The sequence below is a fragment of the Sphingomonas sp. TX0543 genome, assembly GCF_048565505.1.
GTDB lineage: Bacteria > Pseudomonadota > Alphaproteobacteria > Sphingomonadales > Sphingomonadaceae > Sphingomonas.
In genome coordinates this window covers 2418944-2437255 of the sequence record NZ_JBLZUS010000002.1, presented here as the reverse complement: position 1 = coordinate 2437255, position 18312 = coordinate 2418944, and the positions used below count along the sequence as shown (strand labels likewise).

Annotated in this window: 14 protein-coding genes and 1 pseudogene; 6 read left to right on the top strand and 9 right to left on the bottom strand. The window is 65.7% G+C overall.

Annotation, left to right across the window (positions count from 1 at the left end):
* The first annotated feature begins 39 nt into the window (after window positions 1-39).
* The 4 genes and pseudogenes from ACM61V_RS12220 (at window position 40) to ACM61V_RS12205 (ending at window position 6616) form a co-directional block, all read left to right on the top strand.
* Entirely contained in the window at window positions 40-1323 is a 1284-nt protein-coding gene (locus tag ACM61V_RS12220) for a TolC family protein (protein ID WP_137786544.1), read from the top strand.
* A pseudogene (locus tag ACM61V_RS12215) lies at window positions 1323-2475 on the top strand (efflux RND transporter periplasmic adaptor subunit). The gene ACM61V_RS12220 and the pseudogene ACM61V_RS12215 overlap by 1 nt, the downstream one beginning before the upstream one ends.
* 3 nt (window positions 2476-2478) lie before the next feature.
* Complete coding sequence (locus tag ACM61V_RS12210) at window positions 2479-5700, top strand: efflux RND transporter permease subunit (RefSeq protein WP_137786542.1); 3222 nt, start codon at window positions 2479-2481, stop codon at window positions 5698-5700.
* Window positions 5690-6616, top strand: coding sequence for a cation diffusion facilitator family transporter (locus ACM61V_RS12205; protein WP_419714026.1), 927 nt, complete (start codon window positions 5690-5692; stop codon window positions 6614-6616). The genes ACM61V_RS12210 and ACM61V_RS12205 overlap by 11 nt, the downstream gene beginning before the upstream one ends.
* A gap of 10 nt (window positions 6617-6626) precedes the next feature.
* Here the strand turns inward: ACM61V_RS12205 and ACM61V_RS12200 are convergent, their stop codons facing one another.
* From ACM61V_RS12200 to ACM61V_RS12160, 9 genes are all read right to left on the bottom strand, one after another.
* Complete coding sequence (locus ACM61V_RS12200) at window positions 6627-7571, bottom strand: alpha/beta hydrolase (protein WP_212742182.1); 945 nt, start codon at window positions 7569-7571, stop codon at window positions 6627-6629.
* Complete coding sequence (locus ACM61V_RS12195; protein WP_137786540.1) at window positions 7568-9697, bottom strand: TonB-dependent siderophore receptor; 2130 nt, start codon at window positions 9695-9697, stop codon at window positions 7568-7570. The genes ACM61V_RS12200 and ACM61V_RS12195 overlap by 4 nt, the downstream gene beginning before the upstream one ends.
* 84 nt (window positions 9698-9781) lie before the next feature.
* A complete protein-coding gene (locus ACM61V_RS12190; RefSeq protein ID WP_137786539.1) occupies window positions 9782-10195 on the bottom strand; it encodes a DUF2946 family protein in 414 nt (137 codons plus the stop codon).
* Window positions 10196-10405: 210 nt separating this feature from the next.
* Window positions 10406-10984, bottom strand: coding sequence for a PaaI family thioesterase (locus ACM61V_RS12185; protein WP_419714025.1), 579 nt, complete (start codon window positions 10982-10984; stop codon window positions 10406-10408).
* Window positions 10985-10989: 5 nt separating this feature from the next.
* Window positions 10990-11688, bottom strand: a complete 699-nt coding sequence (locus ACM61V_RS12180; protein WP_137786537.1) for an SDR family NAD(P)-dependent oxidoreductase — start codon at window positions 11686-11688, stop codon at window positions 10990-10992.
* Window positions 11685-12275, bottom strand: a complete 591-nt coding sequence (locus ACM61V_RS12175) for a 2-hydroxychromene-2-carboxylate isomerase (protein ID WP_419714024.1) — start codon at window positions 12273-12275, stop codon at window positions 11685-11687. The genes ACM61V_RS12180 and ACM61V_RS12175 overlap by 4 nt, the downstream gene beginning before the upstream one ends.
* Entirely contained in the window at window positions 12272-12772 is a 501-nt protein-coding gene (locus tag ACM61V_RS12170; RefSeq protein WP_137786535.1) for a winged helix-turn-helix transcriptional regulator, read from the bottom strand. Before ACM61V_RS12170 ends, ACM61V_RS12175 begins: the two co-directional genes overlap by 4 nt.
* A 292-nt stretch (window positions 12773-13064) precedes the next feature.
* Complete coding sequence (locus ACM61V_RS12165) at window positions 13065-15392, bottom strand: molybdopterin-dependent oxidoreductase (protein WP_137786534.1); 2328 nt, start codon at window positions 15390-15392, stop codon at window positions 13065-13067.
* 261 nt (window positions 15393-15653) lie between these two features.
* The gene (locus ACM61V_RS12160) at window positions 15654-16097 is read right to left on the bottom strand and encodes a pseudoazurin (protein WP_137786648.1); all 444 of its coding nucleotides are present in this window, start codon (window positions 16095-16097) and stop codon (window positions 15654-15656) included.
* A 174-nt stretch (window positions 16098-16271) separates the two neighbouring features.
* Here ACM61V_RS12160 and adh point away from each other — a divergent pair, with 174 nt between their 5' ends.
* Both adh and ACM61V_RS12150 read left to right on the top strand, forming a co-directional pair.
* A complete protein-coding gene (adh, locus tag ACM61V_RS12155; RefSeq protein ID WP_137786533.1) occupies window positions 16272-17792 on the top strand; it encodes an aldehyde dehydrogenase in 1521 nt (506 codons plus the stop codon).
* A gap of 105 nt (window positions 17793-17897) precedes the next feature.
* Window positions 17898-18284 carry a DUF779 domain-containing protein gene (locus ACM61V_RS12150; protein WP_137786532.1) on the top strand — a complete coding sequence of 129 codons (387 nt, stop codon included), beginning with the start codon at window positions 17898-17900 and terminating at the stop codon, window positions 18282-18284.
* Window positions 18285-18312: the final 28 nt, after the last annotated feature.

The window sequence follows — 18312 nt, the reverse complement described above, 5'->3', positions numbered from 1 at the left end:
CGGATTCCGGCCTGATGCTGTTTGTCAGGATGATTCATCATGAAAATGTTGCTTGCGGCCCTGCTGGCCGCGGCGTCGTGCGCCACGGTCGCGCACGCGCAAACGGTGATGCCGGTGCCGGGTGCGTCGGTAGGTCCAATCTACACGCTCGAAGATGCCGTGGTTGCGTCGGGCGGCTCGGCACCGGCGTCCGAGGCCGCGACGGCGGCGATCGACGCGGCACGCCAGGGCCGCACGATTGCGGGGCTTCGCCCCAACCCACAGGTGCAGGGGCAGATCGAGAATATCGCCGGCACGGGGCCGTATAGCGGCCTCAGAAGCGCGGAGACGACGATCGGGGTCGCGATCCCGATCGAGCTGGGCGGCAAGCGCAGCGCGCGCGTCGCGGTAGCCAACGCACAGCTTAGCCGCGCCGAACTTCAGGCGGCGATCGTCGCGGCCGATGTGCGGTTGCAGGTGACGCAACTCTATGTCGAGGCGATCGCGGCCGAACGACGCCTCATCACCGCACGCGATCAGGTGCGGATCGCGAGCGAAGCCCTGCGAGCCGCATCGGTGCGGGTCCAGGCTGGTCGGGCGTCGCCGCTCGAAGAGCAGCGCGCCAATGTCGCCAAAGTCAACGCGGATGCCAATGCCGAGCGATCGTCGCGGCTCGCGACAACGGCACGCGCGAACCTGTCGCGCCGGATCGGGCGTCCGATCGACGGCCGTCTCGATTTGGGGCTGCTGGATCGCATGCGTCAGGTGGCGATCGGCCCCGTAGCGCCGGTGCGCGCGATCGGCACGCTGGCGCTGGCGGCGGCCGATGCGGATCTGGCGATTGCCGATGCAGGCGTCCGGCTTGCGCGCGCCAATCGCGTGCCGGACCTCAACGTCGGGCCGGCGCTGCGCCGATTGGAAGCGACCAACGACGTCGCGGCGGTGTTCGCCGTGTCGATCCCCATCCCGATCTTCAACAACGGGCGTGCGGCGGTCGCACAGGCGCGCGCGCAGCGGACGCAGGCCGAGGCGCTGCGTCGCGTGACCGCGCTCGATGTCGAGCAGGCGATCAGCGAGGCCGAGACGGAAGCCGCGAACGCGGCGATCACCGCGCGGACCGCTGCCGGTCCTGCGCTGGCGGCGGCACAGGAAGCCGCACGCATCGCGCGGATCGGCTACCGCGAAGGCAAGTTCGGGCAGCTAGATTTGCTCGACGCCGAGCGCACGCTCGCAGAGACCCGGCTCGCGGCGATCGACGCGCTCGCCAACTACCAGAATGCACAAGCACGGCTCGGACGGCTGACTGCCCCGGTGCCGACACCCACGACGGGGGGAAATCGCTGATGAAGAAGATCCATGTCGCGCGCGCGGCGTCGCTCGCGCTCCTGCTGGCCGCTTGTGGTGGCGGCGCCGATGCCGGTAACGAAGCCGCGCCTACGAACGAAGCTGCCGGTGCTCAAGGCGAGACACATGCCGATGACGGTGCGGTGACGCTCACCGCCGAACAGATTGCCGCGGCTGGCATCCAGCTCGGCCGTCCGATCGTTGGCGGCGCGGGCACGATCGCGCTGCCGGCGACGATCGAGGGCGATCCTCAGGCGACGCAGGTCGTCTCCGCCGCCATCGGGGGCCGCGTGGTCGCGCTCACCCACAACCTCGGCCAATCGGTCGGGCGGGGGCAGACGATCGCGATCATCGAGAGCCGCGAAGCAGCGCAACAAGGGCGATGTCGAGGCCGCGCGTGTGCGCCTCCAGCTCGCCAATTCCAATTTCGCACGCGAGCAGCGGCTGTTTTCGCAGCGCGTCTCGCCCGAGCAGGATCTGATCGCCGCGCGGACGGCCGCGACGGAAGCGCGCATCGCGCTGACGCAGGCACGGAGCCAGGTGTCGGCGGCGGGTGTGAGCGGGGGCGGCCTAAACCGCCTTGGCATCGTCGCGCCGATCCGCGGACAGGTGATCGCGCGACCGGTGACGCTGGGGCAGACCGTGACAGCCGATGCCGAACTCTACCGCATCGCAAATCTCGATCAGGTCTCGTTGTCGCTGAATCTCCAGCCTGCCGATGCAAGCCGGGTCCGACCCGGCAATGTCGTGATGGTTACGGCGGCGGGTCGGCAGGCGTCGGCGCGCATCACCTTCGTGTCTCCCGCGCTCAACTCTCAGACGCGGCTCGTGCCGGTCATCGCGACGCTCGACAATCGCGGGGGAACGTGGCGTGTCGGCGAGCCCGTCACGGCTGCGGTGCAGTTGACCGGCAGCGGCGGATCCTCCTCGATCCGCGTCCCCTCCACGGCGATCCAGACCAACGAGGGCAAGTCGGTCGTGTTCGTGCGGACGCCCAAGGGTTTCCAGGCGACCCCGATCGTCCCCGGCGACGCCTCCGGCGATACCGTGATCGTGCGTTCGGGCCTCACCGGCAACGAACAGATCGCAACCACTGGCAGCTTCACGCTCAAGGCCGAACTCGGCAAGGGCGAAGCGACGCACGAGGACTAAGCCATGATCGCCCGCATCGTAACATGGGCGGTCGAGAAGCGCTGGCTCGTCCTGCTCCTCACCGCCATCGCCGCCGTCCTCGGCGCCTATTCGCTCTACCGGCTCCCGATCGACGCGGTGCCGGACATCACCAACAATCAGGTCCAGATCAACGTCCGCGCTCCTGCGCTCTCGCCGGAGCTGGTCGAGAAGCAGGTCAGCTTCCCGATCGAGACCGCGCTCGCCGGCGTTCCGGGGCTCGAATATACCCGGTCGCTCAGCCGCAACGGCTTCGCGCAGGTGACGGCGGTCTTCTCGGACTCGACGGACATCTTCTTCGCCCGCCAGCAGGTCGGCGAGCGGCTCCAGGGCGTGCAGGAGAACCTGCCCGATGGCGTGAACCCCGAAATGGGGCCGATCGCAACCGGGCTGGGCGAAGTGTATATGTACACCGTCCATCTCACGCATCGCGCCGACGACAAGCACAAGCCCGGCGAGCCGGGCCAGCAGCCCGATGGCAGCTACATCACGCCGGAGGGCGAACGGCTGACAAGCGAGGAGGACAAGGCGACTTATCTGCGCACTGCGCAGGATTGGATCGTCGCACCGCTGCTCAAGAACACGCCTGGGCTTGCCGGCATCGACTCGATCGGCGGCTATGTGAAACAGTTCCTGGTCGTTCCCGATGTCCAGAAGCTCGCCTCGCTCGGCATCACGCTGACGGATCTCGGTACGGCGCTGGAACGTAACAACACCAGTGTCGGCGGTGGGTTCGTCAACCGCAATGGCGAGGGCCTGGCGGTTCGTTCGGACGCGCTGATCCGCAATGCGGCCGAGCTTGGGCGCACTGTGGTCGCAACCCGTGAGGGCGTGCCGATCACGCTCGATCAGGTCGCGAGGGTCCAGACGGGTCAGGCGATCCGGATGGGCTCGGCCTCGGAGAACGGCACCGAAGTCGTGGTCGGCACCGCGATCATGCGCATCGGGGAGAACAGCCGCACCGTCGCGACCGCGGTCGCGGAACGGCTGAATGAGATCAACGCCTCGCTGCCGCCCGACGTGACCATCCAACCGGTGCTGAACCGCACCGAGCTGGTCAACTCGACGATCAAGACGGTGGCGAAGAACCTCAGTGAGGGCGCGCTGCTCGTCATCGTCGTGCTGTTCCTGCTGCTCGGCAACTTTCGCGCAGCACTGATCGCCGCGCTGGTCATCCCCATTACCATGATGCTGACCGGGTTCGGGATGCTGCGGGCCGGGGTGTCGGCGAACCTGATGAGCCTCGGCGCGCTCGACTTCGGCCTGATCGTGGACGGTGCAGTCATCATCGTCGAAAATGCGCTCCGGCGCATTGCCGAGTTCCAGCATAAAGAAGGTCGGCTGCTGACGGTAAAGGAACGGCTGCAAACGGTTGCATCGGCCGCACGCGAGATGATTCGTCCTTCGGTCTATGGGCAGGCGATCATCATCCTCGTCTATGTGCCGCTGCTCACGCTAACGGGCGTGGAAGGCAAGACGTTCGTGCCGATGGCGCTCACCGTCATCATCGCGCTCGCCTTTGCGTTCGTGCTGTCGCTCACCTTCGTGCCGGCGATGATCGCCATCTGGCTCTCGAAGAAGGTTGAGGAGAAGGACGGCCGCATCATCACCTGGCTGAAGAACCGCTACGAACCCAGCCTCGACAAGGCGATGGCACGCCCGACGATCACGATCGGTGCGGGTGTTGCGAGCCTCGGAGTGGCGGCGCTTGCCTTCACGACGCTCGGTTCGGTGTTCCTGCCGCAGCTCGATGAGGGCGACTTGCTCATCCAGGCGCTGCGCATCCCCGCCACCTCGGTCCAGCAGAGCCAAGCGATGCAGGTGCCGATCGAGCGGATGATGTCGAAACAGCCGGAGGTGCAGTTCGTTTTCTCCAAGACCGGCACGGCCGAGCTGGCCTCGGACCCGATGCCGCCGAATGCCACCGACATGTTCGTCATTCTGAAGCCGCGCCACGCATGGCCAGACCCGAAACTGGCAAAGGAGGAGCTGGTAAGCCGGATCGAAACGGACCTCGCGAAGATCCCGGGCAACGCCTACGAAATCACGCAGCCGATACAGATGCGCTTCAACGAGCTGATCGCCGGCGTGCGCGGCGACATCGCGGTCAAGGTATTCGGCGACGACTTCACGGCGATGAACCGGACGGCGGAGCAAATCGTCGCGATCCTCCGCAAGACCGAGGGCGCAGCGGACGTGAAGGTCGAACAGACGACGGGCCTTCCGATGCTCGACATCCGGGTCAATCGCGACGCGATGGCGCGATTGGGCGTCACCGCGCAGGACGTGCAGGATACCATTACCGCCACGCTCGGCGGCAGAACGTCGGGCATGATCTTCGAGGGCGATCGGCGGTTCCCCGTCGTAATCCGCCTGTCGGAAGCGGAGCGCGCCGATCTGGGCCAGCTGCAACAGGTCCAGGTGCCGGTGGCGGGAGGTGGCTATGTGCCGCTCGCCAGCGTCGCCGACGTCGGCGTGACGGACGGTCCGAACCAGATCAGCCGCGAGAACGGCAAGCGGCGCGTCGTCGTTCAGGCCAATGTTCGCGGTCGGGACGTCGGGTCGGTGGTGGCCGCTGCGCAAGGCGCGATCAGCAGCCAGGTGCGCTTGCCTGCCGGCACCTACCTCGAATGGGGCGGCCAGTTCGAGAACCTGCGATCGGCAAGCGAGCGGCTGCGGCTGGTCATCCCGGCCTGCTTCATCCTGATCCTGTTGCTGCTCTACGGCGCGCTCGGATCGGTGCGCGATGCTGCGATTGTGTTCACCGGCGTGCCGTTCGCGCTGGTCGGCGGCGTGCTGCTGCTGTTCGTGCGAGGCATGGACTTCTCGATCTCGGCGGCGGTGGGCTTCATAGCGCTGTCGGGGATCGCGGTCCTCAACGGCCTCGTCATGGTCAGCTCGATCCAGGACCTGATCCGATCGGGCATGTCGCGCGAGGAAGCCGCGCATGTCGGCGCGATGCAGCGACTGCGCCCCGTCGTGATGACGGCGCTGGTCGCGAGCCTGGGCTTCGTGCCGATGGCGTTCGCCAGCGGCGCGGGTGCGGAAGTCCAGAAGCCGTTGGCAACCGTCGTCATCGGCGGCCTCATCTCGGCGACGCTGTTGACCTTGTTCGTATTGCCGACGCTCTATGCCCGGTTCGGGGAGAGGCGGATCGAGGTGGCCGATCATCAAGACGAAGAACTGGAGGTGCAGCATGGCGCATGACCGCGGGGCGGCGGGGGATAATCACGATCATACGGCAGGCGCCAATGCGAAGATGCTCGGGTGGGCGCTCGCCCTGACGTCGATCTATCTGGTCGCGGAAGTCGTGGGCGGGATCGTCTTCAACAGTCTGGCGCTGCTCTCGGACGCGGCACATATGCTGACCGACGTCGCGGCGCTGGTGATCGGGCTTCTCGCGATAAAGCTCGGTCAGAAGGCCGCTGACGACAAGCGGACCTTCGGCTACCGCCGCTATGAGATACTGGCGGCTGCCCTCAATGCCGTGCTGCTGTTCTTCATCGCCATCTACGTGTTCGTGGAAGCGGTCAAGCGGTTCAGCGAGCCGCAGGAGGTCCAGTCGTGGGGGATGCTGATCGTCGCCGCGATCGGCCTCGTCGTGAACCTCATCTCGATGCGGCTGCTGACGGCGGCGAAGGAGGGCAGCCTTAATGTCAAGGGCGCCTATCTGGAGGTATGGGCCGACATGATCGGCTCGGTGGGCGTGATCATCGGCGCGCTGACGATCAGGTTCACGGGCTGGACCTATCTCGATCCGATTGTGGCGGTCGCGATCGGACTATGGGTGCTCCCGCGCACGTGGATCTTGCTGCGCGACACGACTAACATCCTGCTCGAGGGCGTGCCGGGCGGACTGAAGCTCGGCGAGGTGCGCGCGGCGGTCGCCGGCCTGCCAGGCGTCGCCGGGCTCCACGACCTGCACGTTTGGTCGATGAGCAACGACGACGTGAACGCCACGCTCCACGTTACTCTTGCGGCAGGGGCGGACTCCGACGCCGTTCGGCGGTCGGTCGGCGATCTCCTCGCGACGCGATTCGATATTGAGCATAGCACGGTGCAGGTCGAAGCTGCGGGAGGCGCGTGCCAAGATCGATCGCCGGAGGCCGGGCCGTTTCGATGAGACGGCAGGCCTATTTCGCCTGCGGGCGCGGTGATGACGCAAGCCGGCGAGACTGCATCCACGAGATGAGCTGGTCGAACCAGTGGTCGCTTGTGATGCCCTGGCGGCGCAGGTCGAACCCATGCCCGCCGCGCTCATACAGGTGCAGCTCCGCCGCTGCCCCCGCCTTCCGCCATGCCTGGTAGAGCAGCACCGGATCGTTAGGCTGATACTCGTCGTCGGCCGCTCCGGCGATGAATGCAGGGGGCGCTTCAGCAGGCACCGGCGTGCGCAGGCCACCATAGATCAGGCCGACGAAGTCCGGGCGCGAGGCTGCATCGCCGATCGCCAGATCAGCCGCGAGATAGGCCCCGGCCGAGAAGCCGATGATGCCGATGCGATGGGGGTCGATGCCCCATTCGGAAGCCCGTTGCCGGACGATCGTCATCGCCCGCACGCCGTCCTCGACCGCGTGCGGCTCACCGGCAAAGCGCGGCATTTCGACCGGCTCGCCGGTCCTCGCCCGCGACATGACGACGCCCATCTCCTTCATGTGGACGTCGGGCATCCGCATCGGCCCGTCGCCGCTGCGGATCGTGCGGTATTTCAGCACGAATGCGGTGATGCCGCGTGCCGCCAGCGCCCGCGCGACCTCAGTCCCGCCGAACGTGTAGCCCAGCGCCACGAAGCCGCCTCCCGGCGCGACGATCACGGCGGTGCCGTTCGCGCGACCGGGTGCGGGTTGATACAGCTCCAGCGTCGGCTCGCTTACGTCGTAGATCATCGTCTCGCCGTTCGGCAGCCGATCCCGCTTCTCGGGTACGCCGAGCGAGGACACGTTGCCTTTCGGGTACAGCGGGATGACCGCCCCGCGGGCCACCAGCGACTGTGCGCTGGCGGTCGTCGCCGAAGATACGGCCGTCATGGTCAGGCTTGCGAGGGCGATCGAGCACCATACGAGGCGCGCCACGCTCATATCCGCACCTTGAGCGTCACATAGGCCGAACGGGGCTGGTTGGGCGCGACGACCGGATAGCCGAGGTAGGAATAGGGATCGAAAGCTCGCCGGTTGCCGAGGTTGACCACGGACGCGCCCAGCGTGAACCGGCCGATGTCGTAGGACGCCTGAGCGTCGATCGCGGCATAGCCGGGCACTGCGATCGTATTGGGCAGCGTCAGCTCGCGCGAGGTGAAGGCGCTGATGCCTGCGCCGACCGCGAAGCCCTTGGCCGGGCCGCGCAGTACTCGGTAGCGCGCCGCGATACGCCCGCTGCTCTTGGGCACACGGTAGAGCCTATCGCCTGGAGCAACACCATCGTCGCGGGTTTCGGTGTAGGCGTAGTTGGCAAGGAGCGAGAAGGCGGGCGTCGGCTCCCACACCATGTCCACCTCGACGCCGCGCGCGCGTTGCCGCCCGCTCTGAACGTAGAAGCCGACATTGGCCGGATCGCCGGTGACGACGTTGTCGTGGGTCTGCCGGAACACGGCGACCGTGCCGGACAGGCCGGTGCCGGCCAGTGCCAGTTTCACGCCGCCCTCGATGTTGCTCGACGTCTCCGGCACGGGCGCCTTCGTACCGATGAAGCCGAACGGCGCGCGGAACGCCGTCGCATAACCCGCGAACAGCGCGACACCCTTCACCACGTCTAGCGTGGCGCCGATCCGGGGCGAGAGGTGTGTGTAGGTCTTGTCGTTGGCGACGCCAATGTTGCTGTTCTCGACAAATTTGAGCGACGTCAGGCGCAAGCCCCCGGTCAGGTGGAGCGGGCCGTAGGTGGCCTGGTCCTGGATGTAACCGGCGAAAGTCGTGAAGCGATCGTCCGTGTAGGAGTTGACCGGAAGCTGCGGGGTGTAGCTCAGATCATAGCTGGGATTCGACAGGTCGATCGTGCCCGACGGGCTGTCGCTGACGAACAGACCCATCGCGCTGTAGAAGCTGGTCCAGTCATAATTGGCCCCGAGGAGCAGCTTGTGCGTGCCGCCAAGTAGATCAGCGTCGTAAGTCAGGTTGGCATCGACGGTCGCCTCTTTCGTGCGGTTTCGCATCGTGATCGGGAAAACGTCGTAGAGCGGCGCGACCGTTCCGGTCGGTAACAGGCCCGGATAGACGAAGCTCCCCTGTTCATTGATCTTGCTCGAATAGTAGCGGCCGCTCACCGTCAGCTTCAGGCGATCCGAGAAGGCGTGGCGCAGCGTCGCCTGCCCCATGCGGATGTCGTTCGTCGTCAGCGGCTGATCGATCGGCGAGCCGGGGAAGGCGTCGCGCCGGATCGTGCCGGCCAGCGCCGCATCGGCGGGCAGACCGGAATATTCGAGATTGCTGCGCCGGCTGAACTGCCCCTGGAGCAGCAGATCGGTCGCCGGGTCGATCTGAAACGACAGGCTGGGCTGCACCGACCAGCGGTTGCCATGCACCTTGTCGATCCAGCTATCATTGCGCTGATATTCGCCCGTGACCCGTGCCGCGATCCCCTCGGCCAGCGGCACATTGATGTCGCCATAGGGGTTCCAGGTCGAGAAGCTGCCGGCGCGCAGCGCCAGATAGCCACCCGGCCTGTCGTTCGGCCGGACGCTTTCGAGGTTGATGACCCCGCCCAGCGGTGTGCCGATGCCGCCTCCATAGAGCGTCGCGGTCGGACCTTTCAGAACGTCGACCCGCTCGATGCCGACGAGGCTGTTGGGATCATAGGCCTGCTGGTTGCCGCCAAAGACCGACAGCCCGTCGAGGTACACCTCGGCCGGGAAGCCGCGGACGATCGGCGGGATGAACAGCACCTCGTCGGATCGCGTCGGCGTGACGCCCGAGACGTTGACCAAGGCGTCGCCCAGCGTGCGGCGATCCTGTTCCTGGATCAACGTGCGGGTCAGCACCTGTACCGACTGCGGCACCTGGATCAGCGGCGTGTCGGTGCGCGTCGCGGCGCTCGTCTCCGGAGCGGAATAGCCGTCACGTGCGCCCGTGACGATGACGTCGCCGGTCCAGCTCTGCGCCGTCGCGACATCTGAAGTTGTGGAAGAAGAGTTCTGCATCTGTGCGGCAGCCGGCATCGCCAGCAACAGGCAGGGCGCAGCGGCACCCGCCAGAAGGTGTATTCGGATCATCGGTATTACCCCTGACCGGCCCGACGCCGAAGGCATGGGCCGCAAATGATGGTCACGCTGAATGAAGCAGCGCTGGATGACGGATTAGAGGTAGGCCGGTGGTCCTCGTAACGGGGGGCGCAGATAGGGCGATTGCGACGGCGCGGGCAGGATGCGCGAGACCAGGCCCAGCGCCAGGATGAAGACGATCAGGGCGGCAAGCTGGATCGGATCGATCGCGTCCGTCATGGCGGCAGACAGGCCCGCGAAGGCGCAGGGGAGCTCGGCTTTGCCGTGATCGTTCGACTTGCCGTGATCGGGCATGTCGCCGTGCATTCCCGGCATGTCCATCATCATCGTCGTCGCGGGACCGAAGCCCGAACAGATGGTGATGGCGACATGCCCGGACGCATTGTCGATCATGTAGCCGGTGGGCACCAGCAGCTTCAGCAACAGCGCCGCCGCGCAGATCAGGACAGCGAGATGGCGTTGCGCGAGGAGATGCCGAACGGCGTGCACGAGGAGCGCTTATCCGCATCGGCCCGTTATGTCACCGGGGCATTCTGTCCCGCAACGCCGTCTTTCCGTCCTTCCTCCGCCCGGAGGCGAGGAGGCGCTCGTAGCAGAGCTTCGGCTCGGCGTTCACAGGCGTCATGCGCCCGTGGAACTCGGCGTCAGGTGAGCCGCTGCCGTACCTCGTCAACCTTGAGCATAGCCGCACGGGCGGCGTCACTGCGCCCAACGATCGCGGGGAGAGCCGCCGGCGCGCGATCCATTCCTGTCGCGGTCGATTGGAAGACCCGGACGCCGGCGCCTGCCGGTATCTCCCGTATCAGGATTGCAGCGCGCCACGCGCAGACGGCGCGACATCGAAGACGAGCAGCGTCGACGTCGCGGTCGCACACAGCCGGCCCTCGCCGTCGTGCAGTTCGGCCTCGGCGAAGGCGACGCGGCGGCCGACCGAGATGGTGCGCCCCGTCGCGTCGCGCGGACCGTGCCGCTGTCCTCGCTGAGCGCGCGCAGATACGACACTTTCAGTTCCAGCGTCGTATGTCCGCGGTTCGCGCCGAGCGCGCTGTGTGTCGCGATCCCGCAGGCGCTGTCGAGCAGGGTCGCGGCATAGCCGCCGTGGACCGATCCCAGCGGGTTGTAGACGCTGCGATCGGGCTTGCCCTCGAACACCACGCGCCCGCGCTCGACCTCGGCAAGCTCGAAGCCGAGCGTATCGCCGATCGGCGCCTTGAGTCCGCCGGCCAGCATCGCCTGCAATTGCGCGAGCCCGTCCGGCCCTTCGTCATGATCAGTCATCGCACTCACCATGGCTCGTGGAAGGGGCGCACCTCGGCGAGGAACGACCAGGCGTCGCGCGGCTGGTGCGCCAGATGGTGGACCTCGTCCGCGATCGATGCGGGCGAGATAAAGAAGTCGTCAGGCCGGTCTGGCTGCATCTCGCGCTGCCACGGCACGTCGATCGCGGCGTCGATGATGAGGTAGGCGACGTGAACGCCCTTCGGCCCCAGGTCGCGCGCCAGCGATTCGGCCAGGATGCGCTGCGCCGCCTTGGTCGGCGCGAAGCCCGCGAACGCCGCCTTGCCACGCTGCGCCGAGGTGTTGCCGGTGACGATGATCGCGCCTTCGCCCGCCGCGACCATGGCCGGGGCGGTCAGCCGGGCGAGGTGGAACAGCGCCATCGTGTTGATCTCGAAATTGCGCTGAAGCGTCTCGGCCGCCACCTTCTCGAACGTGCCGAAGGCGCCGCCGACCGCGTTGTGGACCACGATCTTCGGATTGCCGACCTGATCGATGACACGTGCCAGCGCGGCGGGATCGCCGACGTCGCAGGCGATGCCGATCGAATCCGCGATCTCCGCCTCCAGCGCGGCGAGCCGGTCGGTGTCGCGGGCGAGCATCGCGACCCGATAGCCGCCCGCGCTGAAGCGACGCGCGATCGAGGCGCCGGTGCCGGGGCCGACCCCGGTGACGAGCGCGAGCGGCTTTGCGGTGTCGGTCATGCTGCTTCCTTTTGCCGAGCGAGCGCCTCGCGCACGAAATCGAGCAGATCGTTGCCGAAGAACATCGTGTCGCCGACGAAGATGCTGGGCGATCCGAACACCCCGCGCGCCACCGCCTCGTCGGTATTCGCGTCGAGCCGCGCCACCACGTCCGGCGCGTCGATGCTTGCCGCGATCGTGGCGGTGTCGATCCCGGCGGCGGCAATCGCGGCGACGACGTCGTCGGAACTGGCCAGCGTTTTGCCTTCGCTCCAGATTGCGCGATACAGCGCCAGCGTCACCGCGGCGCGATCCTGCGGCGCAGCGGCGAGGACGGCGCGCGAACAGGCATCGCCATCGTTCGCGCGCATGTCCGACGGGTCGAACGTCAGGCCGTAGCGCTGCGCCCAGCGCGCCAGATCCATTCTCGCGTAGCGGCCCTTGGCGGCGCAGGTGATCGTGGTCGGCACGTTGCCGACCCGCTCCATGACCGCCAGGATCTTCATCGGGTAGAAGTCGATCCCCACGCCCATTGCCGACAATTGGGTGAAGGCGAGGTAGCTGTAAGGGCTGCGAAAATCGTAGAAGAAGTCGACGTGCTTCGTCATGACGTGGCTCCATTCGCGGGGTCTAGAAGGCGACGGACGGTGTCGTCGGCACCAGGGCCAGGACGAAGCCGGGCGCGTCCCGGGGGCACCGCGACGCCGGTATCGGCATCGACCAGCGCCAGCCTGAGCGGTCGCCCGGTGTCGCGATCGACGGTTTCGACAGTCGGCTGGCCGTACCCGGTGGCATCCCAGCGATCGCCCCATTCACGCAAGGCGACGCTGACCTTCCACAGGTCGCGGCCCTTGGGTGTCAGGTGATAGTCGTCGCGCGGTGGCCGATCTTGATAGCGGGCGCGTTCGACGATCCCTCCGGCTTCGAGATGCCTAAGCCGCGCCGCCAGCGTCGCGGCGGGAATGCCTGTGCTGGCCCGAAGATCTTCGTAGCGGCTCAGGCCAAGCGACAGGTCGCGGATCACCAGCAGCCCCCAGCGATCCCCGATCAGTTCGAGCGCGCCCGCGATCGAGCAGCGCATCCCGGCAAAGGATTTGGACCTCATCAGCGTGCTCATTTGTTACTTCAATGATTGAAGTATAGTCGGTGAAGAGCGGACGCAAGTTCATTTTATTGTCGCCCGCGTGATTACAAGGCGCTGCACGACCGGTCGACGCATTGAGGTGTCGCTCGGCGTCCAATAAGGGCGGCTCTGCCGGCGTGCAAAAGGAACCCTCCTGGCCCACCGCCGACACCCGGCCTGGAGCTGGCCGTTCAGTTCCCCGAGGCCGGCAAAGCGCAGACGTGACTGGACGAAGCCGTCCGCGCGCAGCCTGTCCTGATCCAGGCGCCGTCGGTCAGCCGCTCGCAACCAGCGCTTCAGCAAGCAGGGAGCGTCGAACGTCCTGCTCTTCCTGATCGCGCAGTTCCTGGGCGGTCGGCAGCTCTACTTGGACGGCCACGTTCTTGTGATACGGCGTTCGGGCAATCGGATCACAATCGTCGGTGGTGGTCAGCATGTTGAGCCGCGGTCCGATCGTCACCGCGCCGCGGACGGTATCGTAGATCTGGCCGTAGCCGTGCGGTAGCGCGACCTGGCCGATCCGCAGGCGCTCGTCGGTTTCCACGCGCACGACTACCCGTCCCGTAATCGTCGATACCGCCATCCAGTCGCCGGGATTTCCACCGACACGTGCAAGGTCGTGGGGATGCATCTGAAGCGCGCCGTTCGGATCGTTCTTCCGCCAGCGCGGATCGCGGATCACCTGATTGGCGTTGTAGTGGCGACGCTGGCCGCCGATCAGCATGAATGGAAAGGCGGGATCGGGCGCCACCTGGGCGGGATCCAGCCGGTCCACCCATTCCAGCATTTCGGGGATGGCGAGGTGGATCTTGCCATCGGCATGGCGGATCAAGCCAAGCACTTCATCATATTCGTGCTCGGAAAAGACGAAGCCCGAAGGGCTTTCCATGATCTTGGTGAAAATTGCCTCGCCCAGCGCCGCACCTTCGCCGTCGATTCCGGCCCGCTTCACGGCGACCGCGTGCTCCGCAGCGCACTGGTGCGCCGCTGACCAGAACACAGCGCCAGCCTCAAGACCGGCCGGAAGCGTCTGGCCCAGCGTTTCATACAAGATTGCCGCGCCGATCTTTCGATAGGCGGGGTTCTCCCGCATCAGCCCGGCAAGCGCAGCGCCGAATGCCGGACGGTCGTTCGTCGCCACCGCGCGCAGGGCGTCGATCTTGTCCTGTGGCGGCATGACCCCCATCGCGCGCAGCAGGCGGACGTAGATTTCCGGCTCCGGCAGCGTTCCCGGCAGGGGCGCGAAGAGCGGTCTCCGCAGGTGAAAGGTGTTTTCCGGGTAATCGAACGAGAAGAGCGTCGTTTCGCATTTCTCGAACTGGTTGGCGGCAGGCAGCACGTAATCCGCCAGTCGTGCCGTTTCGGTCATCGCGACTTCGATCACCACAAGCATGTCCAGGCTGGACAGGGCTTTCTCGACAAACGCGGTGTTCGACGCGGTGTTCGCGGGATTGCTCGAATCCACCACCATCGTGCGGATGCGATGATCGTGATCGGCCTCGATCAGTGTCGGCAGATCGTTCAGCGGGGATATGCCGCCGATCCGCACCTGACCGGTGGCTTCGTCGATTTCGGCGGGCGGCGAATTGCGCCACATCGGTGCCAGCCAGGAGTGCAGCCCGTTGCACCCGCGCCGCGCGAAATTCCCCGTCACGAGAAACAGCAGCTTCTCGAAATAGGAATTGAGGGTGGAATTGCGCGCCTGCTGCATGCCAACGTCGACACGAACCGACATCGATTCCGCCGCAACAATCATGTCGGCCGCCGCTTCGGCCTGGGCGCGATCGATCTGGGCCGCTTCCAGCCACGCATCGACCGGCACGTCGAGCAGCATCGCCCGGACTTCGTCCCAGCCGGTTGCATGCTCCTGCAGGAAATGCTCATCGGCGCCGCCCCGGCGCACGATCATCGCCAATAGCGCGGCGAGCAGAAATGCGTCGGTGCCGGGGCGCAGCGCGAGATGCAGATCCGCGATATCGGCCACCTCGGTCCGGCGTGGATCGATCACGATCAACTTGCGGGAATCGTCGCGCTTGATGGCGGACATGGCATCCCTCGCGCGGGGGAAGCCGTGCGCCATCCACGGATTGCAGCCCAGCACCACGGTAAGCTCGGCATGGTGGACGTCTTCGGCGGTGTGGCAAGCCTGCGAACCGAAGAGCCGGCCGTTCACCCAGAAGTCACCGGTCTTTTCCTGCGACAGCGCGTTGAAATATGGCCCTTTGCCCATGACGGCACACAGCGCCTGCCCGAACGGTCCACCCAGCACGTTGCCCTGACCGCCGCCGCCGACATAGCCGAAGCCATGCCCGGGATGCGCCGCGCGATGGGCGTTCAGGCGCGCTGCGATCTCCTCGATCGCCACGTCCCATTCTATCTCGTCGAAGCCGCCGGCCTTGTTCTTGCGCAGCGGCTTGGTAAGCCTCAGGCCTCGGGTGTTGTTGTAGAAGGGCAGGCGCGCCGCCTTCTGGCAAATATAGCCCTTGGATTTCGGATTGTCCGCATCGCCACGCACTTTGACGATCTTTCCATCGGCCACCTCGGCTTCGATGCCGCAGTTTATGTAGCACAGGATGCACGCCGATTTCTTCAGCTCAGGCATTTCCCGCTCCTAAGATCATCATGCTGCCCGATAACCCGGGATCGTCGTTTGACTTGGTCAATCATCGCCGAAGCCACGATAAACAGTGGCAATCAACTCAACTGACTTCAATATCTGAAGTATCGTTCGATTTCGACTGAGTCAATGTCGTCGACGGAGGCGGGCCTGCCCTCGATCGCCACGCTTTTGGCGAAACCCATGCGCCGGTGAGGGCAGGGGCGGCCGGCATGATCCCGCGCGCCAACCGGCTGAAGCGTTCTGTTATTTGGCCTTCTCCAGCAGCGGCGTCATGCGTTTCGCTGCAAAAGGCGGCAGCTTTACAGCCTTGGCCGCGGCAAGATTGGCCGATGGCCCGTTGCCCACCTGCACCAGCGCCACCATGCCCATGGGGAAGTGCGGCTGGCATTTGATTCCATAGATCCCCGGCGTCGTTACCTTCAGCACGAACTCCTTGTTGATCTCGCCTTTCGTGGGGGCGACCCCGGCGGGGAGCATCGTGGGAATGGTTTCCGCGTTGTGGCTCGGGTCGGAGGGCAGGAATCGTACCGTGTCGCCCGGCGCGGCAATGACGAAGGCTGGCTCGAACACCATGGCGCCGGCGGCGCCGGTATTCTTCATGTGGACGATAACGTCTTTTGCGGCTGCGGGCGTCGCGACAATCGCGGCGAGCGCCAGGCCGGTGGCGGTGAGCACGGTACGCTGCATTACAATCTCCAGGGTGACGGATATTCCGTTCACCTGCTGCGACCATCTCCCCGACGCGGCGGTTTGCAATTGGCCTTTGGTACAATGGCGCCCCTCGGCAGTCCGCCGCAGGGTGCGTCCTGTATCGACGCCGGTAGGGTGATCCCTGAACCGTGTCGCCATGAGGAGAGAGAGATGCTGCGCCGCGCACTGGAAGCGTTGAAGAGCGATGTCGTGATCAGGCCGCGATATGACAATTACATCGGCGGAGCATGGGTAGCCCCGGTTCGCGGGCAGTATTTCGATAATCCCTCGCCCGTTACTGGACAGAACATCTGCGAGGTAGCGCGCGGCACCGCCGAAGATATCGAACTGGCGCTTGATGCCGCGCACGCCGCGAAGGACGCCTGGGGCCGCACATCTGCCGCCGAGCGTGCCCTTGTCCTGAACCGGATAGCGGATCGCATGGAAGAGCGGCTGAGCCTGCTCGCGATGGTCGAGACGATCGACAACGGTAAGCCGATCCGGGAAACCACCAACGCCGATCTGCCGCTCGCGATCGATCATTTCCGCTATTTTGCCGGTTGCATCCGGGCGCAGGAAGGCAGCCTTTCCGAGCTCGACCACGATACTGTGGCTTATCATTTTCATGAGCCGCTGGGTGTCGTCGGGCAGATCATCCCCTGGAACTTTCCGATCCTGATGGCAGTGTGGAAGCTGGCGCCGGCGCTGGCGGCGGGCAATTGCGTCGTGCTGAAGCCCGCCGAGCAGACGCCAATGTCGATCATGGTGCTTGTCGACATCATCGGCGATCTGCTGCCGCCTGGCGTGCTCAACGTCGTCAACGGCTTCGGTGTGGAGGCGGGCAAGCCGCTCGCGCAGAACAAGCGCATCGCCAAGATCGCCTTCACCGGCGAAACGACCACCGGCCGCCTCATCATGCAATATGCGACCGAAAATCTCATCCCCGTGACGCTCGAACTTGGGGGCAAGTCCCCGAATATCTTCTTTGCCGATATCATGGACGCGGATGACGATTTCTTCGACAAGGCGCTCGAAGGTTTTGCGATGTTCGCGCTTAATCAGGGCGAGGTTTGCACCTGCCCCAGCCGCGCGCTGATCCAGGAATCGATCTACGACCGGTTCATGGAACGCGCGATCAAGCGGGTCGAGGCGATCAAGCTGGGATCGCCGCTCGATCCGGCCACGATGGTGGGCGCGCAGGCGTCGAACGATCAGCTCGAGAAGATCCTTTCGTACATCGATATCGGCCGCGCGGAGGGCGCAAAGGTGCTGACCGGCGGCCAGCGGAAACGGCACGAGGGCGAATTCGCCGAGGGCTATTACGTCGAGCCCACCGTTCTCGAAGGCCACAACAAGATGCGGGTGTTCCAGGAGGAGATTTTCGGACCCGTTCTCGCCGTCACGACCTTCCGTGACGAGGCGCATGCGCTGGAGATCGCGAACGACACGCTCTACGGTCTCGGCGCCGGCGTATGGACGCGCGACGGAACGCGCGCCTATCGCACCGGGCGGGGTATCCAGGCCGGCCGCGTGTGGACCAACTGCTATCATCATTATCCCGCGCATGCTGCATTCGGCGGCTACAAGCAGTCCGGCATCGGGCGCGAAAACCACCGGATGATGCTCGATCATTATCAGCAGACCAAGAATTTGCTGGTCAGCTACAGCCCGAAGGCGCTCGGCTTCTTCTGATCTTTCGAACCTGCGGGATCGGGCAGTTCCTCAATCCTCTCCGAACTGTCTGCCTGCGGCGGGCCCCTCTTTGGGCCCGCCGCCTTTTCCATCGGAGATCGAGCCATGACGCCAGCACGAATCCTTTCGACGCCAGCAGCGGATGCGCTGATCGCACGGCTGGCCGCGACGCATGGCCCGCTGATGTTTCATCAGTCTGGCGGCTGTTGCGATGGGTCCGCCCCGATGTGCTACCCGGCTGGTGAGTTCAGGGTAGGGGGGCAGGATGTGCTGCTCGGGCACATCGCCGACAGCGTACCCGTCTGGATCGGAGCGGCGCAATTCGAGTACTGGCGCCATACGCAGGTGACGATCGACGTGGTTCCGGGCCGGGGCGCAGGCTTCTCGCTGGAAGGGCCGGAGGGCGTTCGTTTCATCGTGCGGAGCCGCGTGTTCAGCGATGCCGAGGTGGACGCTTTGCTTGCGGCAGGCGAGCCGGCGCGTGGTGCGTGACCTCGCAACAGCGGCGTGACATTATGAG

Excerpts from the sequence above, each read along its gene's own strand:
- ACM61V_RS12220 (WP_137786544.1), top strand. The coding sequence starts at position 40 with ATGAAAATGTTGCTTGCGGCCCTGCTGGCCGCGGCGTCGTGCGCCACG.
- ACM61V_RS12210 (WP_137786542.1), top strand. The coding sequence starts at position 2,479 with ATGATCGCCCGCATCGTAACATGGGCGGTCGAGAAGCGCTGGCTCGTC.
- ACM61V_RS12205 (WP_419714026.1), top strand. The coding sequence starts at position 5,690 with ATGGCGCATGACCGCGGGGCGGCGGGGGATAATCACGATCATACGGCA.
- ACM61V_RS12200 (WP_212742182.1), bottom strand. The coding sequence starts at position 7,571 with ATGAGCGTGGCGCGCCTCGTATGGTGCTCGATCGCCCTCGCAAGCCTG.
- ACM61V_RS12195 (WP_137786540.1), bottom strand. The coding sequence starts at position 9,697 with ATGATCCGAATACACCTTCTGGCGGGTGCCGCTGCGCCCTGCCTGTTG.
- ACM61V_RS12185 (WP_419714025.1), bottom strand. The coding sequence starts at position 10,984 with ATGACTGATCATGACGAAGGGCCGGACGGGCTCGCGCAATTGCAGGCG.
- ACM61V_RS12180 (WP_137786537.1), bottom strand. The coding sequence starts at position 11,688 with ATGACCGACACCGCAAAGCCGCTCGCGCTCGTCACCGGGGTCGGCCCC.
- ACM61V_RS12175 (WP_419714024.1), bottom strand. The coding sequence starts at position 12,275 with ATGACGAAGCACGTCGACTTCTTCTACGATTTTCGCAGCCCTTACAGC.
- ACM61V_RS12170 (WP_137786535.1), bottom strand. The coding sequence starts at position 12,772 with ATGAGGTCCAAATCCTTTGCCGGGATGCGCTGCTCGATCGCGGGCGCG.
- ACM61V_RS12165 (WP_137786534.1), bottom strand. The coding sequence starts at position 15,392 with ATGCCTGAGCTGAAGAAATCGGCGTGCATCCTGTGCTACATAAACTGC.
- ACM61V_RS12160 (WP_137786648.1), bottom strand. The coding sequence starts at position 16,097 with ATGCAGCGTACCGTGCTCACCGCCACCGGCCTGGCGCTCGCCGCGATT.
- adh (WP_137786533.1), top strand. The coding sequence starts at position 16,272 with ATGCTGCGCCGCGCACTGGAAGCGTTGAAGAGCGATGTCGTGATCAGG.
- ACM61V_RS12150 (WP_137786532.1), top strand. The coding sequence starts at position 17,898 with ATGACGCCAGCACGAATCCTTTCGACGCCAGCAGCGGATGCGCTGATC.